The organism is Streptomyces sp. NPDC092369 (assembly GCF_044755245.1).
Classification (GTDB): Bacteria; Actinomycetota; Actinomycetes; order Streptomycetales; family Streptomycetaceae; genus Streptomyces.
The window spans coordinates 1,464,856-1,483,280 of record NZ_JBIVQP010000003.1 but is presented as its reverse complement, the minus strand read 5'-3'; the positions used below and the strand labels follow the sequence as shown (position 1 = coordinate 1,483,280).

The window sequence follows — 18,425 nt, the reverse complement described above, 5'->3', positions numbered from 1 at the left end:
GCCGCGGGCCGGTGGGGGCTGGTCGCGCCCCGCGGCGGAGCCGCATATCGATACAGCCCCGCGCCCCTGATAGTCGGCTGCGCCACCTATCAGGTCTGGGACAATGTAGGTGTCAGCCGTTGACCGTACGGCTACCCCGCGCCAGAAAGAAGGACGTGCCGATCGTGGCTCAGAGCACCGAGACCACCGACTGGGTCTCCCGTTTCGCGGATGAGGTCATCGAGGAGTCGGAGCGTCGGGCCCCGGGCAAACCGGTCGTCGTCGCGTCCGGGCTCTCGCCCTCCGGGCCCATCCATCTGGGCAACCTGCGTGAGGTCATGACCCCCCACCTGGTCGCCGACGAGATCCGGCGCCGGGGCCATGAGGTCCGGCACCTGATCTCGTGGGACGACTACGACCGCTACCGCAAGGTGCCGAACGGCGTGGCGGGGGTCGACACGTCCTGGGCCGAGCACATCGGCAAGCCGCTGACGTCCGTGCCCGCGCCGAAGGGGTCCGCGTACCCGAACTGGGCCGAGCACTTCAAGGCCGCGATGGTCGAGGCGCTGGCCGAGCTGGGTGTGGAGTTCGACGGGATCAGCCAGACCGCGCAGTACACCTCCGGGGTGTACCGCGAGCAGATCCTGCACGCCATGAAGCACCGCGGCGACATCGACGCGATCCTCGACCAGTACCGGACCAAGAAGGCGCCGGCCAAGCAGTCCCAGAAGGCGGTCGACGAGGCCGAGTTGGAGGCCGCCGAGGGCTCCGGCGCGGCGAGCGAGGACGACGGGGCCTCCGGCTCCGCCGGCTACTTCCCGTACAAGCCCTACTGCGGCGACTGCGGCAAGGACCTCACCACCGTCACCGCCTATGACGACGAGACCACCGAGCTGACCTACACCTGCACCGCCTGCGGCTTCTCCGAGACCGTCCGGCTCAGCGAGTTCAACCGCGGCAAGCTGGTCTGGAAGGTCGACTGGCCGATGCGCTGGGCCTACGAGGGTGTCGTCTTCGAGCCCAGCGGGGTGGACCACTCCTCGCCCGGGTCCTCGTTCCAGGTCGGCGGGCAGATCGTCGGGATCTTCGGCGGCAAGCAGCCGATCGGGCCGATGTACGCGTTCGTCGGCATCTCCGGGATGGCGAAGATGTCGTCGTCCAGGGGCGGGGTGCCCACCCCCGGTGACGCTCTGAAGATCATGGAGCCGCAGATCCTGCGCTGGCTCTACGCCCGCCGCCGGCCCAACCAGTCCTTCAAGATCGCCTTCGACCAGGAGATCCAGCGGCTCTACGACGAGTGGGACAAGCTGGACGCGAAGGTCGCCGACGGCTCCGCGCTGCCCGCCGACCTCGCCGCGCACTCCCGCGCGGTGGGCACCGCGGGCGGTGAGCTGCCGGCCACCCCCCGGCCACTGCCGTACCGCACGCTCGCGTCCGTCGCCGACATCACCGCCGGCAACCAGGACCAGACGCTGCGCATCCTCAGCGAGCTGGACCCGGCCAACCCGCTGTCCGACCTCGACGAGGTCCGCCCCCGGCTCGACAAGGCCGAGGCCTGGATCAACACGCACGTCCCCGCCGACCAGCGGACCATCGTGCGCGCCGAGCCCGACGCCGAGCTGCTGAAGTCCCTCGACGAGGCCTCCCAGCAGTCGCTGCGGCTGCTGCTCGACGGTCTTGAGTCGCACTGGTCGCTCGACGGCCTCTCGCACCTCGTCTACGGCGTCCCCAAGGTCCAGGCCGGCTTCTCCGCCGACGCCGGGCCCAAGGAACTGCCCGCCGAGATCAAGACCGCCCAGCGCACCTTCTTCGCCCTCCTCTACCAGCTCCTCGTCAGCCGCGACACGGGTCCGCGCCTGCCGACGCTGCTGCTGGCGGTGGGACAGGAGCGGGTACGGGCCCTGCTCGGGGAGTAGGCAGGTTCTACGTCGATGGGGCCCCGGTGCTGATCAGCACCGGGGCCCCATCGACGTAGAAGATCCGCGGCTTACGCGATGTGGTCTTCCTGGAGTTCCGCCGTGTGGCGGTTGGTGAAGCGGTTGACCATGCGCTCGGCCTCGCGCTGCGGGAGCGTGATGCCGTACGTGGCCTCCACGTCACCGCGGAACTGGCCGCCGGTCGGGTAGCTGCCGTCTATCGACTTCTTGAAGATGAGGTAGTAGTCGTCCTCGCCGGGCTCCGAGCCGCCCCCCGCGCCCATCTCACGGGTGCGGCCCGGACCGGCCGGGATCGGGAAGGTGCCGGTGTCTTCCGGAGAGGGCTCCGGAGCAGGCTGCTCCTCGTACTGCTGAGGGATCGTCTGCTGCTCGAAGCGACGGCGTTCCTGGAAGCGCTGCTGCTCCTCGAAGCGCCGCTGCTCGTCGTACTGCTGCTGGGACTGGAACTGCTGCTGGACGTCGAACTGTTCGGCCTGCTGCTGCTCCTCGTACCACTGGGCGTCCGCGGTGTCCGGGTCGAAGTTGGGGTCGTAGCCGCCCTGGTAGGCGATGGACTGGGGGTCGCGGGAGTGGAGCCAGGGGTTCTGCTCCTCGGGGGCGACCTGGTCGGCGTAGGCCTGCTGTTGCGGCTGCTCGGGTGCGGGGAGTTCCTCGCGTACCGGTGGCTGGGTGCTCTGCACGACCGTCGGGGCCGTCGGCTCCGGTGCGGCCTCCAACTGCGGGGCCGGGGGCAGGAGTACGGGCTCGATGCCCGCGGCGGCCAGGCCGGCCGGGGCGGTCTCGGCGAGCGGGACGCCGTAGCGGGCCAGGCGCAGGGGCATCAGGGACTCGACCGGGGCCTTGCGGCGCCAGGCGCGGCCGAAGCGGGAGTTGAGGCGGGCCTGGTAGACGAGACGGTCCTGCTCCAGCTTGATGACCTGCTCGTAGGAACGCAGTTCCCACAGCTTCATGCGGCGCCACAGGAGGAAGGTGGGGATGGGGGAGAGCAGCCAGCGGGTGAGGCGGACGCCCTCCATGTGCTTGTCGGCCGTGATGTCGGCGATGCGGCCGATCGCGTGCCGGGCCGCCTCGACCGAGACGACGAACAGCACGGGGATCACCGCGTGCATGCCCACGCCCAGCGGGTCGGGCCAGGCCGCGGCGCCGTTGAAGGCGATCGTGGCGACCGTCAGCAGCCACGCCGTCTGGCGCAGCAGCGGGAACGGTATGCGGATCCAGGTCAGCAGGAGGTCGAGGGCGAGCAGGACGCAGATGCCCGCGTCGATGCCGATCGGGAACACGTACGCGAAGTTCCCGAAGCCCTTCTTGAGTGCCAACTCGCGGACCGCCGCGTACGAACCGGCGAAGCCGATGCCGGCGATGATCACGGCGCCGGTCACGACCACGCCGATGAGAACGCGGTGCATCCGAGTCAGCTGCAGTGGCGCGGCCACCCGTACTCCCCTCCCAGTGCGTGTTGTTGCGCGCAACAGAGTGGCACATGTGTGCGGCGCACGGGTTGCCGGTGGCCCCCGTCAGCTCTTCTTCGCAGCCGACTTGGACGGGGATGCGGACTTCGCGGTGGACGGAGAGGCCGAGGTGGACGCGGACTTGGAGGGAGCCGGGGTCGTCGTTGCAGAACCGGAATCTGAACCGGAGCCCGATCCCGTGCCCGTGCCCTCGCCGTTGGCCGCAGACACCGCGCCGACCGCCTCCGTGGCCGCCTTCTGCGCCAGCTTGGCGAGCGTGTCCGCGTTCGGTGTCTTCTCGCCGGCCAGACCCGCGCCGTTGTAGTCGAGCGTGACGACGACGTTCTCGACGCGCGTCACGATCGTCTGCTGCCTGAAGGCGCCTTCCTTCTTCTTCAGGTCGTAGCGCACGAGCGTCGCCGCGTCACCGATCCCGGTCACCGGCTGCGTCTTCGTGTTCTTCGCGCCCGGTGTCGCCTGCGCGTCCTTGATCTGCTTCTCGTAGTACGTCTGCGCCAGCTTGTCGCCCTCGCCGCGCGTGACGTCCGACTCGAAGCGCAGCAGCGAGACGTTCAGCCAGCGGAACTGCGAGCCCTTCACGCCGTTGCTGTCCAGGCTGTTCCAGGAGCAGCTCGCACGCGTCCCCGTGTCGTTCGACGCGCCCTCCTTGCCGGACTTCACGCCCTTGGGCACGAGCGAGGTCAACGTCTTCTTCGACAGTACGTCGCAGGAGTCCGGCAGCTTCTTGTACGCCGCCGCCTGCACGGTCGGTGCCGCGCTCGCGGAGGCCGAGGCGTCCCCCCCGGCCGCGCTGCCGCTGCCGCCGTCACCGGAGTCGGAGCCGGAGTCGGAGGAGCAGCCGGCGGCGAGCAGCAGTGCGGGGAGGGCGGCCGCGCCGACAAGGACGCGGTGGCGCCGCTTCCCCCGTCGGTCTCGCTCGTTCCGTCGGACTGGCTGTGCTGGTCGCTGCATGGTTCCTTCACTCATGACGCTCGTGGTTCCTGCCGTCGGATCGGGTCCGAGGGGCCACGGTAGTCGGTGAAGAAGCTGTGCGGTTCGGCTTCATCCGCTTTGCGAACGGGCACGCGGAGGTGCCCGCAGGGGGTCAACCGCTCAGGGTGTCGGCCAGTTGAGAGGCCAGTTTCCGGGCCTTGTCCTGCATTTCCTTGCTGTCCGGGGTGGCGCCGCCACCGGCCGGCTGCTCCTCGTACTCGATCGTCACGATGACGTTGGACGTGCGGAACACCACAGTCACCGTGCGCGGCTGGGCGGCGGAGGCGGAGCCGCTCAACGCGTCGTCGAGGTACGCCTCGTCGCCAGGGCCGTCCAGGACGCGGGGCTGGAGATCGGAGGGGGTGACGGAGCTGGAGGGTGAGCCCGAGGCGGAGTCCGAGGGGTCGGCGCCGGCGGTGGTGGCGGAGGAACTCGCCGTGGGAGAGGGGGTGTCGCTCCCGCTGTCCTCGGCGCCCGGGCTGGAGGTGGCCGGCTCCGGGAGGTCGGCGGCGACCTCCTTCCCCGCGAAGACCTCCTTCGCGTTTGTGTCGTCGCTCACGGCGTTGTCGTAGGAGACGACCCGCTCGAAGTCGACGTGCAGGTGGTCGGTCGCGTTCGCGGACTCGACCTTCCAACGGCAGCCCACCTTGCGGTCGGTGTCGAAGGTCTGGGTGGCCGTGCCCTCGTAGACCTTGGTCCGCTGGTCCTCGTCGGTGATCTCCTTGGCGCCGGGCAGCAGCGAGTCGAGGTTGCCCTGGCTGACCGCGCCGCAGGCCTCCGGGAGGCTGTTGTACCGGCCCGGCTGGGCGGAGACGGTCGAGACGCCGTCATCACCCGGTTTCGGGTCGTCCGTCGCACCCGTGTCCCCGGACCCACCGGTGCAGCCGGCCAGCAGCGCCGCGAGTAGCGCGGCGGCGCCGGGTACGTATGCCTTCCGCTGCACGGACGGGCTCCTCTCGACGGCGGCCCGGTGGCCGTAGACATGCCAGGTCTTCCAGTGTCCCCGCTGGTTAATCGCTTGCCGCACCGGGGCGTCCCCTGGAGACAATGTTTATCGCACGCATGGCCGTGGGCGCCGGTTCGTTGTCTCTTTTGGCCCACCTGGCGCCGCTAATGCGTTTCGGGATTTTCACTTACTTTTGTTGCTGTTCCGGGGGAATGAGGACGAGATGTCGTACGTAGAGCTGCCGGGGGCGAAGGTTCCCATCCGTATGTGGGCCGACCCCGCGTCGGTCGAGGAGGGCGCGCTCCAGCAGCTGCGCAACGTCGCGACCCTCCCGTGGATCAAGGGCCTCGCGGTCATGCCGGACGTCCACTACGGCAAGGGTGCGACGGTCGGTTCGGTCATCGCGATGCACGGCGCCGTGTGCCCGGCGGCGGTCGGGGTGGACATCGGGTGCGGGATGTCGGCGGTGAGGACCTCGCTGACGGCGAACGACCTGCCGGGGGACCTGTCGCGGCTGCGGTCGAAGATCGAGCAGGCGATTCCGGTGGGGCGCGGGATGCACGACGATCCCGTCAAGCCCGGGAGCTTTCACGGGTTCGCGACGGCGGGATGGGACGAGTTCTGGGGACGGTTCGACGGAATTGCCGAAACGGTCAAGTTCCGTCACGAGCGTGCGGGAAAGCAGATGGGGACGCTCGGATCGGGCAACCACTTTGTGGAAGTTTGCACTGATACGACCAGCTCTGTCTGGCTGATGCTGCACTCCGGTTCCCGGAACATCGGCAAGGAGCTGGCCGAGCACCACATCGGCATCGCCCAGAAGCTCCCGCACAACCAGGGCCTGGTCGACCGCGACCTCGCCGTCTTCGTCGCGGACACCCCGCAGATGGCGGCGTACCGCAACGACCTGTTCTGGGCGCAGGAGTACGCCAAGCGCAACCGCTCGATCATGATGGCGCTCCTGAAGGACGTGATCCACAAGGAGTTCCGGAAGGCGAAGCCGACCTTCGAGCCCGAGATCAGCGCGCACCACAACTATGTGGCGGAGGAGCGCTACGAGGGCATGGACCTGCTCGTCACCCGCAAGGGCGCGATCCGGGCCGGCTCCGGCGAGTTCGGGATCATCCCCGGCTCCATGGGCACCGGTTCGTACATCGTGAAGGGCCTCGGCAACGAGAAGGCCTTCAACTCGGCGTCCCACGGCGCCGGTCGGCGCATGAGCCGTACGGCGGCCAAGCGGCGGTTCTCGACGAAGGACCTGGAGGAGCAGACGCGGGGCGTGGAGTGCCGTAAGGACTCCGGCGTCGTCGACGAGATCCCGGGCGCCTACAAGCCGATCGAGCAGGTCATCGAGCAGCAGCGGGACCTCGTGGAGGTCGTCGCGAAGCTGAAGCAGGTCGTGTGTGTGAAGGGCTGACGAGCCGGAGGTCCGGTGGTCCGTAGGTCCGGTGGCCGGAGGTCCGGGGCCGGCGACTCAAGGCTGAACTGCGCGGTGGCGCCCCCCGCGGGGGGGGGGGCCCCCCCCCGCCCACCCCCCACGGGAACGATGTGTTTGCGGCGCGGGCGCCCGGCGGGCCCAAAACCCAGTAGCAAGTTACGTGGCGGGGGGGGGCGCGCGGGGGTGGGGGGGGGGGGGGGGGGGGGGGGGGGGGGGGGGGGGGGCGGGCCCCCCCCCGGGGGGGGGGGGGGGCCCCCCCGGGGGGGGGGGGGCCCCCACCCCGCGTCACAGTTCCCGGTGGACCTTGGTGTTGGAGGCCTGGGCGCGGGGGCGCAGGACCAGGAGGTCGACGTTGACGTGGCTGGGGCGGGTGACCGCCCAGGTGATCGTCTCCGCCACGTCGTCCGCGGTGAGGGGTTCGGCGACGCCCTGGTAGACCTTCGCCGCGCGCTCCTCGTCGCCGTTGAAGCGGGTCAGCGCGAACTCGTCCGTGCGGACCATGCCGGGCGCGATCTCGATGACGCGCACCGGCTGGCCGACGATCTCCAGACGCAGGGTCTCGGCGAGGACGTGGGAACCGTGCTTGGCGGCGACATAGCCACCGCCGCCCTCGTAGGTGCCGTGGCCCGCGGTGGAGGAGACCACGACCACCGTGCCGTCGCCGCTCGCGACGAGCTTGGGGAGCAGGGCCTGGGTGAGGTTCAGGGTGCCGATGACGTTGGTCTCGTACATCGTGCGCCAGTCGGCGGGGTCGCCGGTGGCGACGGGGTCCGCGCCGAGGGCTCCGCCGGCGTTGTTGACGAGCACGCCGATCGTCTTGAAGGCCGTCGCGAACTCGTCCACCGCGGCTCGGTCCGTCACGTCGAGCTGGTACGCCGTTGCCGCGTGGCCCGCCGCGGTGATCTCCTCGGCCAGTGCCTCGATGCGGTCCTTGCGGCGGGCGGTGAGGACTACGCGGTAGCCGGCCGCCGCGAGTTGCCTGGCGGTGGCCGCGCCGATGCCGCTGCTCGCGCCGGTGACGATCGCGATTCGGGATGCCGTCGACAGGGCTGCGGTGGGCATGGGCTGCTCCTTGGGCGTGCGGTTGCGTGGCCTCGTCAGGATAGGTGGGGCTTGGTGCGGGGCTCGCGCTCCTAAGAGCAGGTTGGCTCCCTTGCCCCTAATTTCTAGGGGCCCACATGATTACGGCCATCCCTGCCAGGCACACCAGGGCCCCCGTGATGTCCCAGCGGTCCGGGCGGTAACCGTCCGCCACCGCGCCCCATGCCAGGGAGCCCGCCACGAAGATGCCGCCGTATGCCGCGAGGATGCGGCCGAAGTGGGCGTCGGGCTGGAAGGTGGCCACGAAGCCGTAGGCGCCGAGGGCGAGGATGCCGCCGGTGATCCACAGCCAGCCGCGGTGTTCGCGGACGCCCTGCCAGACCAGCCAGGCGCCGCCGATCTCGAAGACGGCGGCGACGACGAAGAGGGCCGCGGAACGGACGATCAGCATGCCCGCCAGCTTGGCATGGGCGCTGTCACCTGTTGGACGGCGCCTGCCGCCCGCGTGGCGGGGGATACATGCGTACGTCCGTGGCGAGCGAGGAGTGGGTATGCGCAGAGTTCTCTCGGTGGGGATGGCCGCTCTGGTGGCGGTCGGGGTGGGGGTCGTGCCCGCCGGTGCGGTGGGTGAGGGGGGTGGGCCCGAGGCCGATCTCGCCTATCACGGGGTCGCTTCCATGGCCGGTGGGCGGGTCGACGTCCGGTTCACCCCGCGCAATCACGGGCCCTCGGACGTGCCGGACGCGACCGTGCGGCTGCGGTGGTCGGCGCCGCTCGCCAACGGGCAGGTGCTGCCGGGCGGGTGCGCGCGGTCCGGGCCGCGGGTGGTGCTGTGCCGGGTGGGGGCACTGGCCGCGGACGATCTCGGGGCGCAGATCAGCATGCGGGTACGGCTGCGGGGGGCGCCGAGCGAGGTGCTGCTGGAGTTGGACACCGTCTGGAGCGGGGGCGCGGTGGACCACAACCGGGCCAATGACCAGCAGCGGGTGCTCGTGCTGGACAGCGGGGACGAGTACTACTTCTGAGGCTGGCTCTCCGCCTCGGCGTCGTAGCGGTCCCGGGCCTCGTGCACTTCCTCGATGTGGGTCTCCGCCCATGCCTTCACCGCGGTCATCAACTGGGCCAGGCTGGCGCCCAGTTCGGTGAGTTCGTAGTCCACGCGGACCGGGACGGACGGGGTGACGGTTCGGGTGAGGATGCCGTCGCGCTCCAGTGAGCGGAGTGTCTGGGTGAGCATCTTGGGGCTGACGCCGGCGAGTTTGCGACCGAGGTCGCTGTAGCGCATGGGGCCGTTCGAGAGGGCGGCGACGACGAGGCTGACCCACTTGTCGCTGAGCCGGTCCAGGAGCTGGTTGGTGGGGCAGGACCGGATGAACGCGTCGTACTTGACGCGTTCCTGCTCGCGTCGCTGGGCTGCGGTCGTGGTCGGCATGGCGCGCTCTCGCTCACTTCCGGGGTAGGTAGGCACTTTCAGGTAACTACTTACGAATCGATAGTAGCTCTTCCTAGGGTTGCAGACAGCCGCGGGGATACCCCAGCTGACCGGCGGATACAGGGAGACAGTCGTCATGCGTGCAGTAGTGGTGAACAGCTTTGGTGGGCCCGAGGCCGTCCAGGTCGTGGAGACGGACGTGCCCGCGCCGGGAGCGGGGCAGGTGCGGATCAAGGTGGCGGCGGCCTCGCTGAACCAGGTGGACGAGGGCGTGCGGGGCGGTTTCTTCGGGGGCGAGGGGGAGCGGATCGGGCTCGGCTGGGATGTGGCCGGGACGGTGGACGCGGTCGGCGACGGCGGTGGTGCCGGTGCCGGTGCCGGTGCTTGGAGCGTCGGTGATGAGGTGGTCGCTCTGGCGCCGGGTTTTGTGCGGCCGCTCGGTGCCCATGCCGAGTACGTCGTCGTGGCGGCCGACGCGACCGCGAAGGCGCCGGTGACGGTCGACGCCGTGCACGCGGCGACCCTGCCGCTGAACGGCCTGACCGCCGTACAGGCCCTGGATCTGCTGGAGTTGGCGGCGGGCCAGTCCCTCCTGGTCACCGGAGCGGCGGGGGCGGTCGGCGGGTACGCCGTCCAACTCGCCACCCAGCGCGGGGTGTTGGTGACGGCGCTGGCGCGTGCCGGTGACGAGGAGCTCGTACGGGGGCTGGGTGCCGCGCAGTTCACGAGCGGGTCCGTCCAGGACGCGAGCTTCGATGCCGTACTGGATGCGGCGATTCTCGGTGAGACGACGTTGGCATGGGTGCGGGACGGGGGTACCTACGTCGGTTTCCGGCCCGGCGGGCAGCCGGCGTCCGTGCGCGGGGTGCGGACCACGGCCGTGGAGGTGGCCGCCGACGGGACGCGGCTCGCGGAGTTGGTGGGGCTCGTGGACGCGGGGGCGCTGACCCTGCGGGTGGCCGAGACGTTCCCACTGGCCGAGGCCGCCAAGGCGCACGCCCGGCTCGCGGAGGGCGGGGTGCGTGGGCGGTTGGTGCTGGTCCCGTAAGGGGGTGCGGGGTGCGGGGTACTGAGTCGGGGGCCTGGCGTCCGGGGTCTGGGGTGTCGATCAGGTCGGCGGTCGGGCGTCCGTCGTCTGTGTGTACGTCTTCGGCGGGACGCCCACCGTCGCCGTGAAGTCCCGCACCAGGTGGGCCTGGTCGGCGTAGCCGAGGTCGGCGGCGAGGGCGGCCCAGTCGACCTCGTGGCGGGTGCCGGCGAGTTCGAGGGCCTCGTGGATGCGGTAGCGGAGGATGACCCACTTCGGGGCGACACCGACGTACGCCGAGAAGAGTCGCTGCAATGCCCGTACGGAGAGGCCCGCGGCCTGGGCGTAGTCGTCCACGCGGCGGATCGCGCGGTCGGTGCGGGCGTGTTCGACGAGGTCCACGGCGAGGTCGGCCTGGGGGTCGGGGGCCGGGCGGAGGGGGATCAGGAAGGCGTCGAGCGCGGCGATACGGGCGGTGTCGTCGGCGGGGCTCACAAGGGCGCGGGTGGTGTCCGGCGAGGCCTGTGCGAACACGTCCCGGGCGTCGAGCGCGCGGCCCGTCCAGTGCGAGGCGGGCAGCTCGGGGACGTACGGCCGGAAACCGCCGGGCCGGAACTTCACCCCGCACACCCGCCCCTTGCCGGTGATCTTCCTGGTGTAGAGGCCGTGGGGGATGCCGGTCAGTTCCGCGTAGGGCGGGGTGTCCTCCGTGTCGATGCCGTCCCATTGGAAGGTGAGGTTGACGGAGGGATGCGCGACGACGTGGGAGGCGTAGGGCGCGGGCAGGTCCCAGTCGATGAACCAGTACCGCTCGACGTACCGGCGCAGCGGCTCGGCGGGCTCGTGACGGCGGAACCTCACCCGGGTCAGCAGCCCGGAGGGGTCGACGATCCCGCGGGTGTCGCGGCGGCGGGGGGCGGCCATGGCCGGATCGTACGTCGCGTTTCTTCAAGAAGGGTCGGCCCGGGCGTCCGTACGGTCGAGGTATGGACACGAACAGCGGGACGAGGCAGAGCGGGACGGCGCACAGCGGGACGAGTCAGAGCGGGACGACGCACAGCGGGACGGCGTACGGCATCGGTGAGCTGCTGGCCATGGCGCGTGAGCGGGCGGTGCCGGTGGTGGCCGGTATTTCCGACGCGGCGCTCGTCGCGCCCACGCCCTGCGCGGAGTACGACGTGAAGGCCCTGGTCAATCACCTCTTCCAGGTGATGGTGCAGTTCCAGCGGCTGGCCGCGAAGGAGGCGTCGGACTTCGGCGAGACGCCCGACCGGGTCGGGGCGGGGCCGGACTGGCGCGAGCGGTTCGCGGGCGAGGCGGACGGGTTGGTGGCGGCCTGGTCCGCGCCCGGCGCCGAGGAGGGCACCACGGGCGTGATGGACATGCCCGCGCGGCTGGTCGGCTCGATGGCGCTGCTCGATCTGACCGTGCATGTGTGGGATCTGGCGCGGGCGACGGGTCAGGAGTACGCGGACGCCGACGACGCGATCGTGGCCCAGCTGGCGGAGACGGTGGCCGAGCTGGCACCGACGGCTCAGAAGATGGGCGTCTTCGGGGAGCCGGTGCGGGCGGCGGAGGGGGCGTCGGCGTTCGAGCGGTTGCTGGCGGGGACGGGGCGGGAGCCGGGGTGGGAGCCGGGGTGGGGCGGGGGTTCTGTCGCAGGGTAGGAGAGCCCCCGGCGCCCTGCCCGGTCCAGTTGCCCACTCCCGTTGCCCGGCGCCGTTGCCCGGTCCCGGCGTCAGGCGGTCGGTACCGGCGCGTCCGGTGCGATCGGATCCTCCTCGCGAAGGTCCGTCCAGAACGCGGTCGGGATCGGTTCGCCGAAGGGCGCCACCCCGGAACACTGACGGGAATAGCCGTACGGGGCCGACCGTTCTCCAGGTATAGTTGAACAGTCAACAACATGGAGGATGAGCGACCATGCAGTTCGGGATCTTCAGCGTCGGCGACGTCACGCCCGACCCGACGACGGGCCGGACGCCGACCGAGCGCGAGCGCATCAAGGCCATGGTCGCCATCGCGCTGAAGGCCGAGGAGGTCGGCCTCGACGTCTTCGCGACCGGCGAGCACCACAACCCGCCCTTCGTGCCGTCGTCCCCGACGACGATGCTCGGCTTCATCGCCGCGCGGACGGAGAAGCTGATCCTCTCCACGTCCACCACGCTCATCACCACGAACGACCCGGTGAAGATCGCGGAGGACTTCGCGATGCTCCAGCAGCTGGCCGACGGCCGCGTCGACCTGATGATGGGCCGCGGCAACACCGGCCCGGTCTACCCCTGGTTCGGCCAGGACATCCGCCAGGGCATCAACCTCGCCATCGAGAACTACGCCCTGCTGCACCGGCTGTGGCGCGAGGACGTCGTGGACTGGGAGGGCAAGTTCCGCACCCCCCTGCAGAGCTTCACGTCCACGCCCCGCCCGCTGGACGACGTACCGCCCTTCGTCTGGCACGGTTCGATCCGCTCGCCGGAGATCGCCGAGCAGGCCGCGTACTACGGCGACGGCTTCTTCCACAACAACATCTTCTGGCCGGCCGACCACACCAAGCGGATGGTCGAGCTGTACCGGGCGCGGTACGCCCACTACGGGCACGGCACGCCCGAGCAGGCGATCGTCGGCCTCGGCGGCCAGGTCTTCATGCGGAAGAACTCGCAGGACGCGGTGCGTGAGTTCCGCCCGTACTTCGACAACGCGCCGGTCTACGGCCACGGGCCCTCCCTGGAGGACTTCACCGACCAGACCCCGCTGACCGTCGGCTCCCCGCAGGAGGTCATCGAGAAGACCCTCGCCTTCCGCGACTACGCCGGTGACTACCAGCGCCAGCTGTTCCTGCTGGACCACGCGGGGCTGCCGCTGAAGACCGTCCTGGAGCAGCTCGACCTGCTCGGCGAGGAGGTCGTGCCGGTGCTGCGCGAGGAGTTCGCGAAGGGCCGTCCGGCGGATGTCCCGGAGGCGCCGACGCACGCGTCCCTGCTCGCGGCCGCGCAGAACCCGACTACGGAGAAGGAGACCGTGGCATGAAGCTCGTAGTCGTCTCGGCGGGGCTGAGTGTGCCGTCGTCCACGAGGTTGCTGGCGGACCGGCTGGCGGCGGCCACGGCGGGCCGTACGTCGGCGGAGATACAGGTGGTGGAGCTGCGCGACCTCGCTGTCGAGATCGCGCACAACTTCACCAACGGTTTTCCCGGGCGCTCACTCGCCGCCGCGCTGGACGCGGTGACGGAGGCGGACGGGCTGATCGTGGTGACGCCGGTGTTCTCGGCGTCGTACAGCGGACTGTTCAAGTCGTTCTTCGACGTCCTGGAGAAGGACGCGCTGGCCGGAAAGCCGGTCCTGATCGCGGCGACGGGCGGCAGTGCGCGGCACTCGCTGGTCCTGGAGCACGCGCTGCGCCCGTTGTTCGCCTACCTGCGGGCGGTGGTCGTCCCGACCGGCGTCTACGCGGCCTCGGAGGACTGGGGCGCGGAGGGCCTGCCGGAGCGGATCGAGCGGGCGGCGGATGAGCTGGCGGCGCTGATGACGGGCCTGACGGCGACGAAGCCGGCGGCGAAGGCGAAGCCGGACGACTTCGAGGTCGTTCCCTTCGCAGATCAATTGGCGGCTCTCTCGCGTCCCAGCCCGTCCGGCGTCTGAGGACGAGGCCGTCCAGGCAGACCGCGGGGGTCTGGGGGCGGCGACCCCCGGAGGACGGCTCCCCAAGGGTGAGATCCGGGTAAAAAGGCTGATCGTAGACCCACAGACGCCGCCGATCCGCCGGAGGCATTGGCAGACTGGGCGGCGTGTCCCCAACTGTGCTGCTCGCCGAAGACGACCGCGCCATCCGTCACGCCCTGGAGCGCGCCCTGAGCCTGGAGGGCTACCAGGTCACGGCGGTCGCCGACGGCGTGGAGGCGCTGGCGCAGGCCCACCGCACCCCGCCGGACGTGCTGGTGCTGGACGTGATGATGCCCGGCATCGACGGCCTCCAGGTCTGCCGGGTGCTGCGCGCCGAGGGCGACCGCACCCCGATCCTCATGCTCACCGCCCTCGTCGAGACCGCGGACCGGATCGCCGGGCTCGACGCGGGCGCCGACGACTACGTGGTCAAGCCGTTCGACGTCGAGGAGGTCTTCGCCCGCCTGCGCGCGCTGCTGCGCCGGACCGGTTCGGGCAACGGCGCCCTGGTCGACGTACCGAAGGAACCGCAGCACACCGACCGGCAGATCGAGGCGGCGGGGCTGCGGATGGACATGCAGGCGCGGCGGGCCTGGCGGGGCGGGCGTGAGCTGGAGCTGACGCGGACCGAGTTCGAGCTGCTGGAGCTGCTGGTCCGCAACGCGGGGATCGTCCTCGACCACTCCACGATCTACGACCGGATCTGGGGCTACGACTTCGGGCCCGGTTCCAAGAACCTGGCCGTGTACGTCGGCTACCTGCGCCGCAAGCTCGATGACCCGGGGGCGCCGGCGCTGATCCACACGGTGCGCGGTGTGGGTTACGTGCTGCGGGAGGACTGAGTGGGGCGGCTGCGGCGCCTGCTGGTCAGACGGCGGCCCGGCCTGGTCTCGCTGCGCACCACGTTCGCGGTGTCCTTCGCGGCGGTGACCGCGGCCGTCACCGTGCTGGTCGGTGTGCTGTCCTACAGCGCCGCCGCGCGGCTGGTGCGCGTCGACCAGGAGTCGGTGTTCGACCAGGTCGTGCAGGATCTGCGGGACGAGGTGCGCCACCAGGCGATGACCCCCGGCGACTTCTCCTCCTCGGCGCCGGGGCACGACATCGTGCGGCCGGCCCGGACCGATGTGCAGGTGCTGGGGCCGGACGGTTCGGTCGTCGACTCCGGCAGCCCGGTGCTGCCGGTCACGGCCGCCGACCGGGCGATCGCGGCCGACCGGGCGGCCGGGACGATCGCCGAGCACAAGGAGGTCGACGTCGGCGCCGACGTCTACCGCGTGGCGACCGTCTCGCTGGGCGCCGGGCGGGGTGCGGTGCAGGTGGCGCAGGAGTTCAGCGACACCGAGGACCTGTTGCGGGCGTTGCAGCAGCGGACGCTCATCCTGATGGCCGCGGTGGTGACCGGCGCGGGTCTGGTCGGCTGGTGGCTGGCCCGGCGCATCACCCGCCGGCTGATCATCCTCACCTCCGCCGCGGAGGACGTGGCCCGTACGCGCCGGCTCGGCATCGTCGTACCCGTCGCCGGATACGACGAGGTGGGCCGCCTCGGCCGCGCCTTCGACCGCATGCTGGGCCGCCTGGCCCAGTCCGAGGAGGACCAGCGCCGCCTGGTCCAGGACGCGGGCCACGAACTCCGCACCCCCCTCACCTCTCTCCGTACGAACATCTCCCTGCTCCGCCGCATCGACGAACTGCCCCCCGCCACCCGCCTCGAACTCGTTGCCGACCTCTCCCAGGAGGCGCGCGAGCTGACCGACCTCGTCAACGAGCTCGTCGACCTCGCGGCCGGCCAGTCCGACACGGAGCCGCCGCAGCGGGTGGACCTCGCCGACATCGCCGAGGACGTCGCGGTCCTGGCCCGGCGGCGCACCGGCCGCGAGATCACGGTCCGCGCGAGCGGCGACACGACGACCGACGGCCGCCCCGGCGCGCTGACCCGCGCGATCTCCAACCTCGCGGAGAACGCGGCGAAGTTCGACCGCGACGGCACGGAACCGATCGAGATCAACGTCGCCGGCCCCGCACGCCCCGGCACGGTCCGCGTCGAGATCCTCGACCGCGGCCCGGGCGTCGCGGAAGCCGACCTCATCCGCATCTTCGACCGCTTCTACCGAGCCGCCGACGCCCGCTCCCTCCCCGGCTCCGGCCTCGGCCTCTCCATCGTCCGAGAGGTGGCGATGGCCCACGCGGGCGCACCGTTCGCCTACCGGCGGGAGGGCGGGGGGTCGGTGATCGGGTTCACGGTGGGTGGGGGGCCGACGGGTCCTACGAGGTGATGGGCGGGCGGGACGAGGGGACCGACGGGTCTTACGAGGTGATGGGCGGGCGCGGTCGGGGTGTATGAGCGGGTCGGGGTGAAGGGGCGGGTGTTCGGGGCGGCTGGGGTAACGGGGTTGGGAGCGGCGGGGACAACAGGTTTGGGAGTGGCCGGGGCAACGTGGCTGGGAGCGGCCTGAGTTGGCGGCGGGGCCACCGTGACTGTCGTGAATGTCGTGGCCGTCGTGATAACCGTGGCCGTCGTAGTCGTGTGTGACGCGCATCACGGGAACTCGGGGCTCTGGGCGGTCAGTTGAGAACGTGACCTCAGATATGCGAACCCGGATACGGGCCGGAGATCCGGACGCCTTCGCGGAACTCTTCGACGACTGTGCCCGCGCGGTGTACAACCACGCCTTTCGGCTGACCGCCGACTGGTCCGTGGCCGAGGACGTCATGTCGGCGACATTCATGGAGGCTTGGCGGCGCCACGCGTCGATCGAGGCCGAAGGGGGTTCCCTGCGGCCGTGGTTGCTGGGCATCGCGACCAACGTCTCCCGCTCCCACTACCGCAGCAACCGGCGCTACCGGGCCGCGGCCACCGCCGCCGCGGAGGCGGGCGTGGGGGAGACGCAGGTCGCCGACCATGCGGAGGAGACCGCAGGGCGGCTGGACGACCGGCACCGGATCACCGCCACGCTGACCGCCCTCAGCTCCCTCAGACGCCCCGAACGCGAGGTGCTGGTGCTGTGCCTGTGGGAGGGCATGGAGTACGCCGACGCGGCCCGCGCCCTCGGCATCCCGATCGGCACCGTCCGCTCCCGCCTGTCCCGCGCCCGCGGCAAGCTGCGCAAGCTCGCGGACGCCGAGCTGAGAAGAAAGAGCGGAAGGAATCGGGAACCCGTCTCCACGAACCGGCAGATAACAGGTGATCGCGGATACGCGGTCCGGTCCGCACAGGAAGGAAACCGATGAACGCCAGCCCCTCCCAGCCGCACCCGGCTGAGTGGACGGAGACCCAGGACCTCCTGCCCTCCGTCGAACGGGATCTGCCGGCGGGCCGCCACCAGTTCCACAAGGAGCAGATGATGGCCCAGATCCACGAAGACCTCCGTACCTCTGCCGGCGCCCACCCCGCCGCCCCGACGGCCACCCCGCAGCGCCGCAACCCGTTCCTGCGCCGCGCGATCCTGCTGCCCGGCATGGCCTGCGCGGTGGCCGGCGCGGTCGTCGGCGGTATCGCCCTGTCCGGCGGAAACGGTGACGGCAAGATCCCCCTCGCCACCGGTCCCGCGCTGACCACCACGATCGGCACCGCCGACGCCAAGGGCGCCCCCGCGCTGCTCGACCGCATCTCGCTCGCCGCCGCCGACACCTCGGAAACCGCGGTGCACGACGACCAGTTCGTCTACATCGCCTCGAAGGTGGCCAGCACCTACCCCAAGTCCGTCGACGGCAAGGACTCGATCGTCAGCGAGGAACTGCACGACCGGCAGACCTGGGTGTCTCCGGACGGGAGCAAGGGCTGGCTGATCGAAGCGGGCCAGACGAGCAAGGACGGCATCACCCTGGACAGCAACGTCCCGCTGAGCGGTGCGTACGACGCCCTGGTCAAGCTGCCCACCGACCCCGACGTGCTGCTGCGGCGGATCTACAAGGAGTCGGACGCCGTCCGGGACCACGAAGTCCCGCGCGACCAGGCGGCGTTCGTCGCCATCGGCGACCTGCTGACCGAGAGCTACCCGCCGGCGGACGTCGCCGCCACCCTCTACAAGGCCGCCGCCAAGATCCCGGGGGTCGTCGCGGTGAACGACGCGGTCGACGCCGAGGGGCGCCACGGGATCGCGATCGCACGGCAGGACAACACCGGCGAGCGCACCGAGTGGATCTTCGACAAGAAGAGCCTGCGGCTGCTCGGCGAGCGCGTCGTGGTGGTCGAGCCGCTGGCGGACAGCGAGTTCAAGGCCGGCACCGTCATCTTCACCAGCGCGATCACGCAGCGCGCGGTCGTGGACGGGATCAAGCAGACGCCGGGCGGGACGGCGAGCTGAGTGCGCCCGGAGCGACCGTCCGTGACCACGGCCGGGGCACTGGCCGCCCTGCTGGCCGCGGCGGTACTGATGGGGATCGCCCTGACGATCCCCGGCTCCGGCCTCGGCGTCCGGATGGAGGGCACGGGTACCGCCCAGGTGCCGTGCGCCGTTGCGGGGGCGGCCGGTGGTACGCGGTGCGGGTGACCGCGGAGCGCGGCGGGGGGTGAGGAGAGTGCCGGGTC

General features: G+C 71.1%; 19 protein-coding genes. 12 read left to right on the top strand and 7 right to left on the bottom strand.

Annotation, left to right across the window (positions count from 1 at the left end):
• The first annotated feature begins 155 nt into the window (after window positions 1-155).
• On the top strand, window positions 156-1,895 hold the full coding sequence (lysS, locus tag ACIQI8_RS23740) for a lysine--tRNA ligase (RefSeq protein ID WP_402353868.1): 1,740 nt from the start codon (window positions 156-158) through the stop codon (window positions 1,893-1,895).
• Window positions 1,896-1,966: 71 nt separating this feature from the next.
• On the opposite strand, the gene ACIQI8_RS23735 is transcribed toward lysS, so the two are convergent.
• The 3 genes from ACIQI8_RS23735 to ACIQI8_RS23725 all read right to left on the bottom strand — a co-directional run bounded on the left by ACIQI8_RS23735 (window position 1,967) and on the right by ACIQI8_RS23725 (window position 5,300).
• Window positions 1,967-3,322, bottom strand: a complete 1,356-nt coding sequence (locus ACIQI8_RS23735; protein ID WP_402354157.1) for a DUF2637 domain-containing protein — start codon at window positions 3,320-3,322, stop codon at window positions 1,967-1,969.
• Between the two features lie 108 nt (window positions 3,323-3,430).
• Window positions 3,431-4,336 (bottom strand): DUF3558 family protein, encoded by a 906-nt coding sequence (locus ACIQI8_RS23730; protein ID WP_402353865.1) that lies wholly within the window; start codon window positions 4,334-4,336, stop codon window positions 3,431-3,433.
• Window positions 4,337-4,469: 133 nt separating this feature from the next.
• The gene (locus tag ACIQI8_RS23725; RefSeq protein WP_402353862.1) at window positions 4,470-5,300 is read right to left on the bottom strand and encodes a DUF3558 domain-containing protein; all 831 of its coding nucleotides are present in this window, start codon (window positions 5,298-5,300) and stop codon (window positions 4,470-4,472) included.
• A 226-nt stretch (window positions 5,301-5,526) separates the two neighbouring features.
• Between ACIQI8_RS23725 and ACIQI8_RS23720 the strand changes: the two genes are divergently transcribed.
• The gene (locus tag ACIQI8_RS23720) at window positions 5,527-6,720 is read left to right on the top strand and encodes an RtcB family protein (protein ID WP_402353859.1); all 1,194 of its coding nucleotides are present in this window, start codon (window positions 5,527-5,529) and stop codon (window positions 6,718-6,720) included.
• Between the two features lie 306 nt (window positions 6,721-7,026).
• Here ACIQI8_RS23720 and ACIQI8_RS23715 read toward each other — a convergent pair whose 3' ends face one another.
• On the bottom strand, window positions 7,027-7,803 hold the full coding sequence (locus ACIQI8_RS23715) for an SDR family NAD(P)-dependent oxidoreductase (protein ID WP_402353856.1): 777 nt from the start codon (window positions 7,801-7,803) through the stop codon (window positions 7,027-7,029).
• Between the two features lie 97 nt (window positions 7,804-7,900).
• Window positions 7,901-8,233, bottom strand: a complete 333-nt coding sequence (locus ACIQI8_RS23710) for a YnfA family protein (protein WP_402353853.1) — start codon at window positions 8,231-8,233, stop codon at window positions 7,901-7,903.
• Between the two features lie 100 nt (window positions 8,234-8,333).
• Between ACIQI8_RS23710 and ACIQI8_RS23705 the strand changes: the two genes are divergently transcribed.
• Window positions 8,334-8,807: a hypothetical protein gene (locus ACIQI8_RS23705; protein WP_402353850.1), complete on the top strand. Its 474-nt coding sequence runs from the start codon at window positions 8,334-8,336 to the stop codon at window positions 8,805-8,807.
• On the opposite strand, the gene ACIQI8_RS23700 is transcribed toward ACIQI8_RS23705, so the two are convergent.
• Window positions 8,798-9,214 carry a winged helix-turn-helix transcriptional regulator gene (locus ACIQI8_RS23700; RefSeq protein ID WP_402353847.1) on the bottom strand — a complete coding sequence of 139 codons (417 nt, stop codon included), beginning with the start codon at window positions 9,212-9,214 and terminating at the stop codon, window positions 8,798-8,800. The two genes, ACIQI8_RS23705 and ACIQI8_RS23700, sit on opposite strands and share 10 nt — an antisense overlap.
• Window positions 9,215-9,350: 136 nt before the next feature.
• Here ACIQI8_RS23700 and ACIQI8_RS23695 point away from each other — a divergent pair, with 136 nt between their 5' ends.
• Complete coding sequence (locus ACIQI8_RS23695; protein WP_402353844.1) at window positions 9,351-10,262, top strand: NADP-dependent oxidoreductase; 912 nt, start codon at window positions 9,351-9,353, stop codon at window positions 10,260-10,262.
• A 60-nt stretch (window positions 10,263-10,322) separates the two neighbouring features.
• Here ACIQI8_RS23695 and ACIQI8_RS23690 read toward each other — a convergent pair whose 3' ends face one another.
• Entirely contained in the window at window positions 10,323-11,165 is an 843-nt protein-coding gene (locus ACIQI8_RS23690; protein ID WP_402353841.1) for a DUF6597 domain-containing transcriptional factor, read from the bottom strand.
• A gap of 170 nt (window positions 11,166-11,335) precedes the next feature.
• Here ACIQI8_RS23690 and ACIQI8_RS23685 point away from each other — a divergent pair, with 170 nt between their 5' ends.
• From ACIQI8_RS23685 to ACIQI8_RS23650, 8 genes are all read left to right on the top strand, one after another.
• Window positions 11,336-11,908: a TIGR03086 family metal-binding protein gene (locus tag ACIQI8_RS23685; RefSeq protein ID WP_402354154.1), complete on the top strand. Its 573-nt coding sequence runs from the start codon at window positions 11,336-11,338 to the stop codon at window positions 11,906-11,908.
• A 253-nt stretch (window positions 11,909-12,161) separates the two neighbouring features.
• The gene (locus ACIQI8_RS23680; RefSeq protein ID WP_402353838.1) at window positions 12,162-13,265 is read left to right on the top strand and encodes an LLM class flavin-dependent oxidoreductase; all 1,104 of its coding nucleotides are present in this window, start codon (window positions 12,162-12,164) and stop codon (window positions 13,263-13,265) included.
• Window positions 13,262-13,876, top strand: coding sequence for an FMN reductase (locus ACIQI8_RS23675; RefSeq protein ID WP_402353835.1), 615 nt, complete (start codon window positions 13,262-13,264; stop codon window positions 13,874-13,876). Before ACIQI8_RS23680 ends, ACIQI8_RS23675 begins: the two co-directional genes overlap by 4 nt.
• A gap of 158 nt (window positions 13,877-14,034) precedes the next feature.
• A complete protein-coding gene (locus tag ACIQI8_RS23670) occupies window positions 14,035-14,739 on the top strand; it encodes a response regulator transcription factor (RefSeq protein WP_402354151.1) in 705 nt (234 codons plus the stop codon).
• A complete protein-coding gene (locus ACIQI8_RS23665; RefSeq protein ID WP_402353832.1) occupies window positions 14,740-16,170 on the top strand; it encodes an ATP-binding protein in 1,431 nt (476 codons plus the stop codon).
• Between the two features lie 313 nt (window positions 16,171-16,483).
• Window positions 16,484-17,125 (top strand): RNA polymerase sigma factor, encoded by a 642-nt coding sequence (locus ACIQI8_RS23660; protein WP_402353829.1) that lies wholly within the window; start codon window positions 16,484-16,486, stop codon window positions 17,123-17,125.
• Entirely contained in the window at window positions 17,122-18,201 is a 1,080-nt protein-coding gene (locus ACIQI8_RS23655) for a CU044_5270 family protein (RefSeq protein WP_402353826.1), read from the top strand. Before ACIQI8_RS23660 ends, ACIQI8_RS23655 begins: the two co-directional genes overlap by 4 nt.
• Window positions 18,202-18,222: 21 nt before the next feature.
• On the top strand, window positions 18,223-18,387 hold the full coding sequence (locus tag ACIQI8_RS23650) for a hypothetical protein (protein ID WP_402353823.1): 165 nt from the start codon (window positions 18,223-18,225) through the stop codon (window positions 18,385-18,387).
• Window positions 18,388-18,425: the final 38 nt, after the last annotated feature.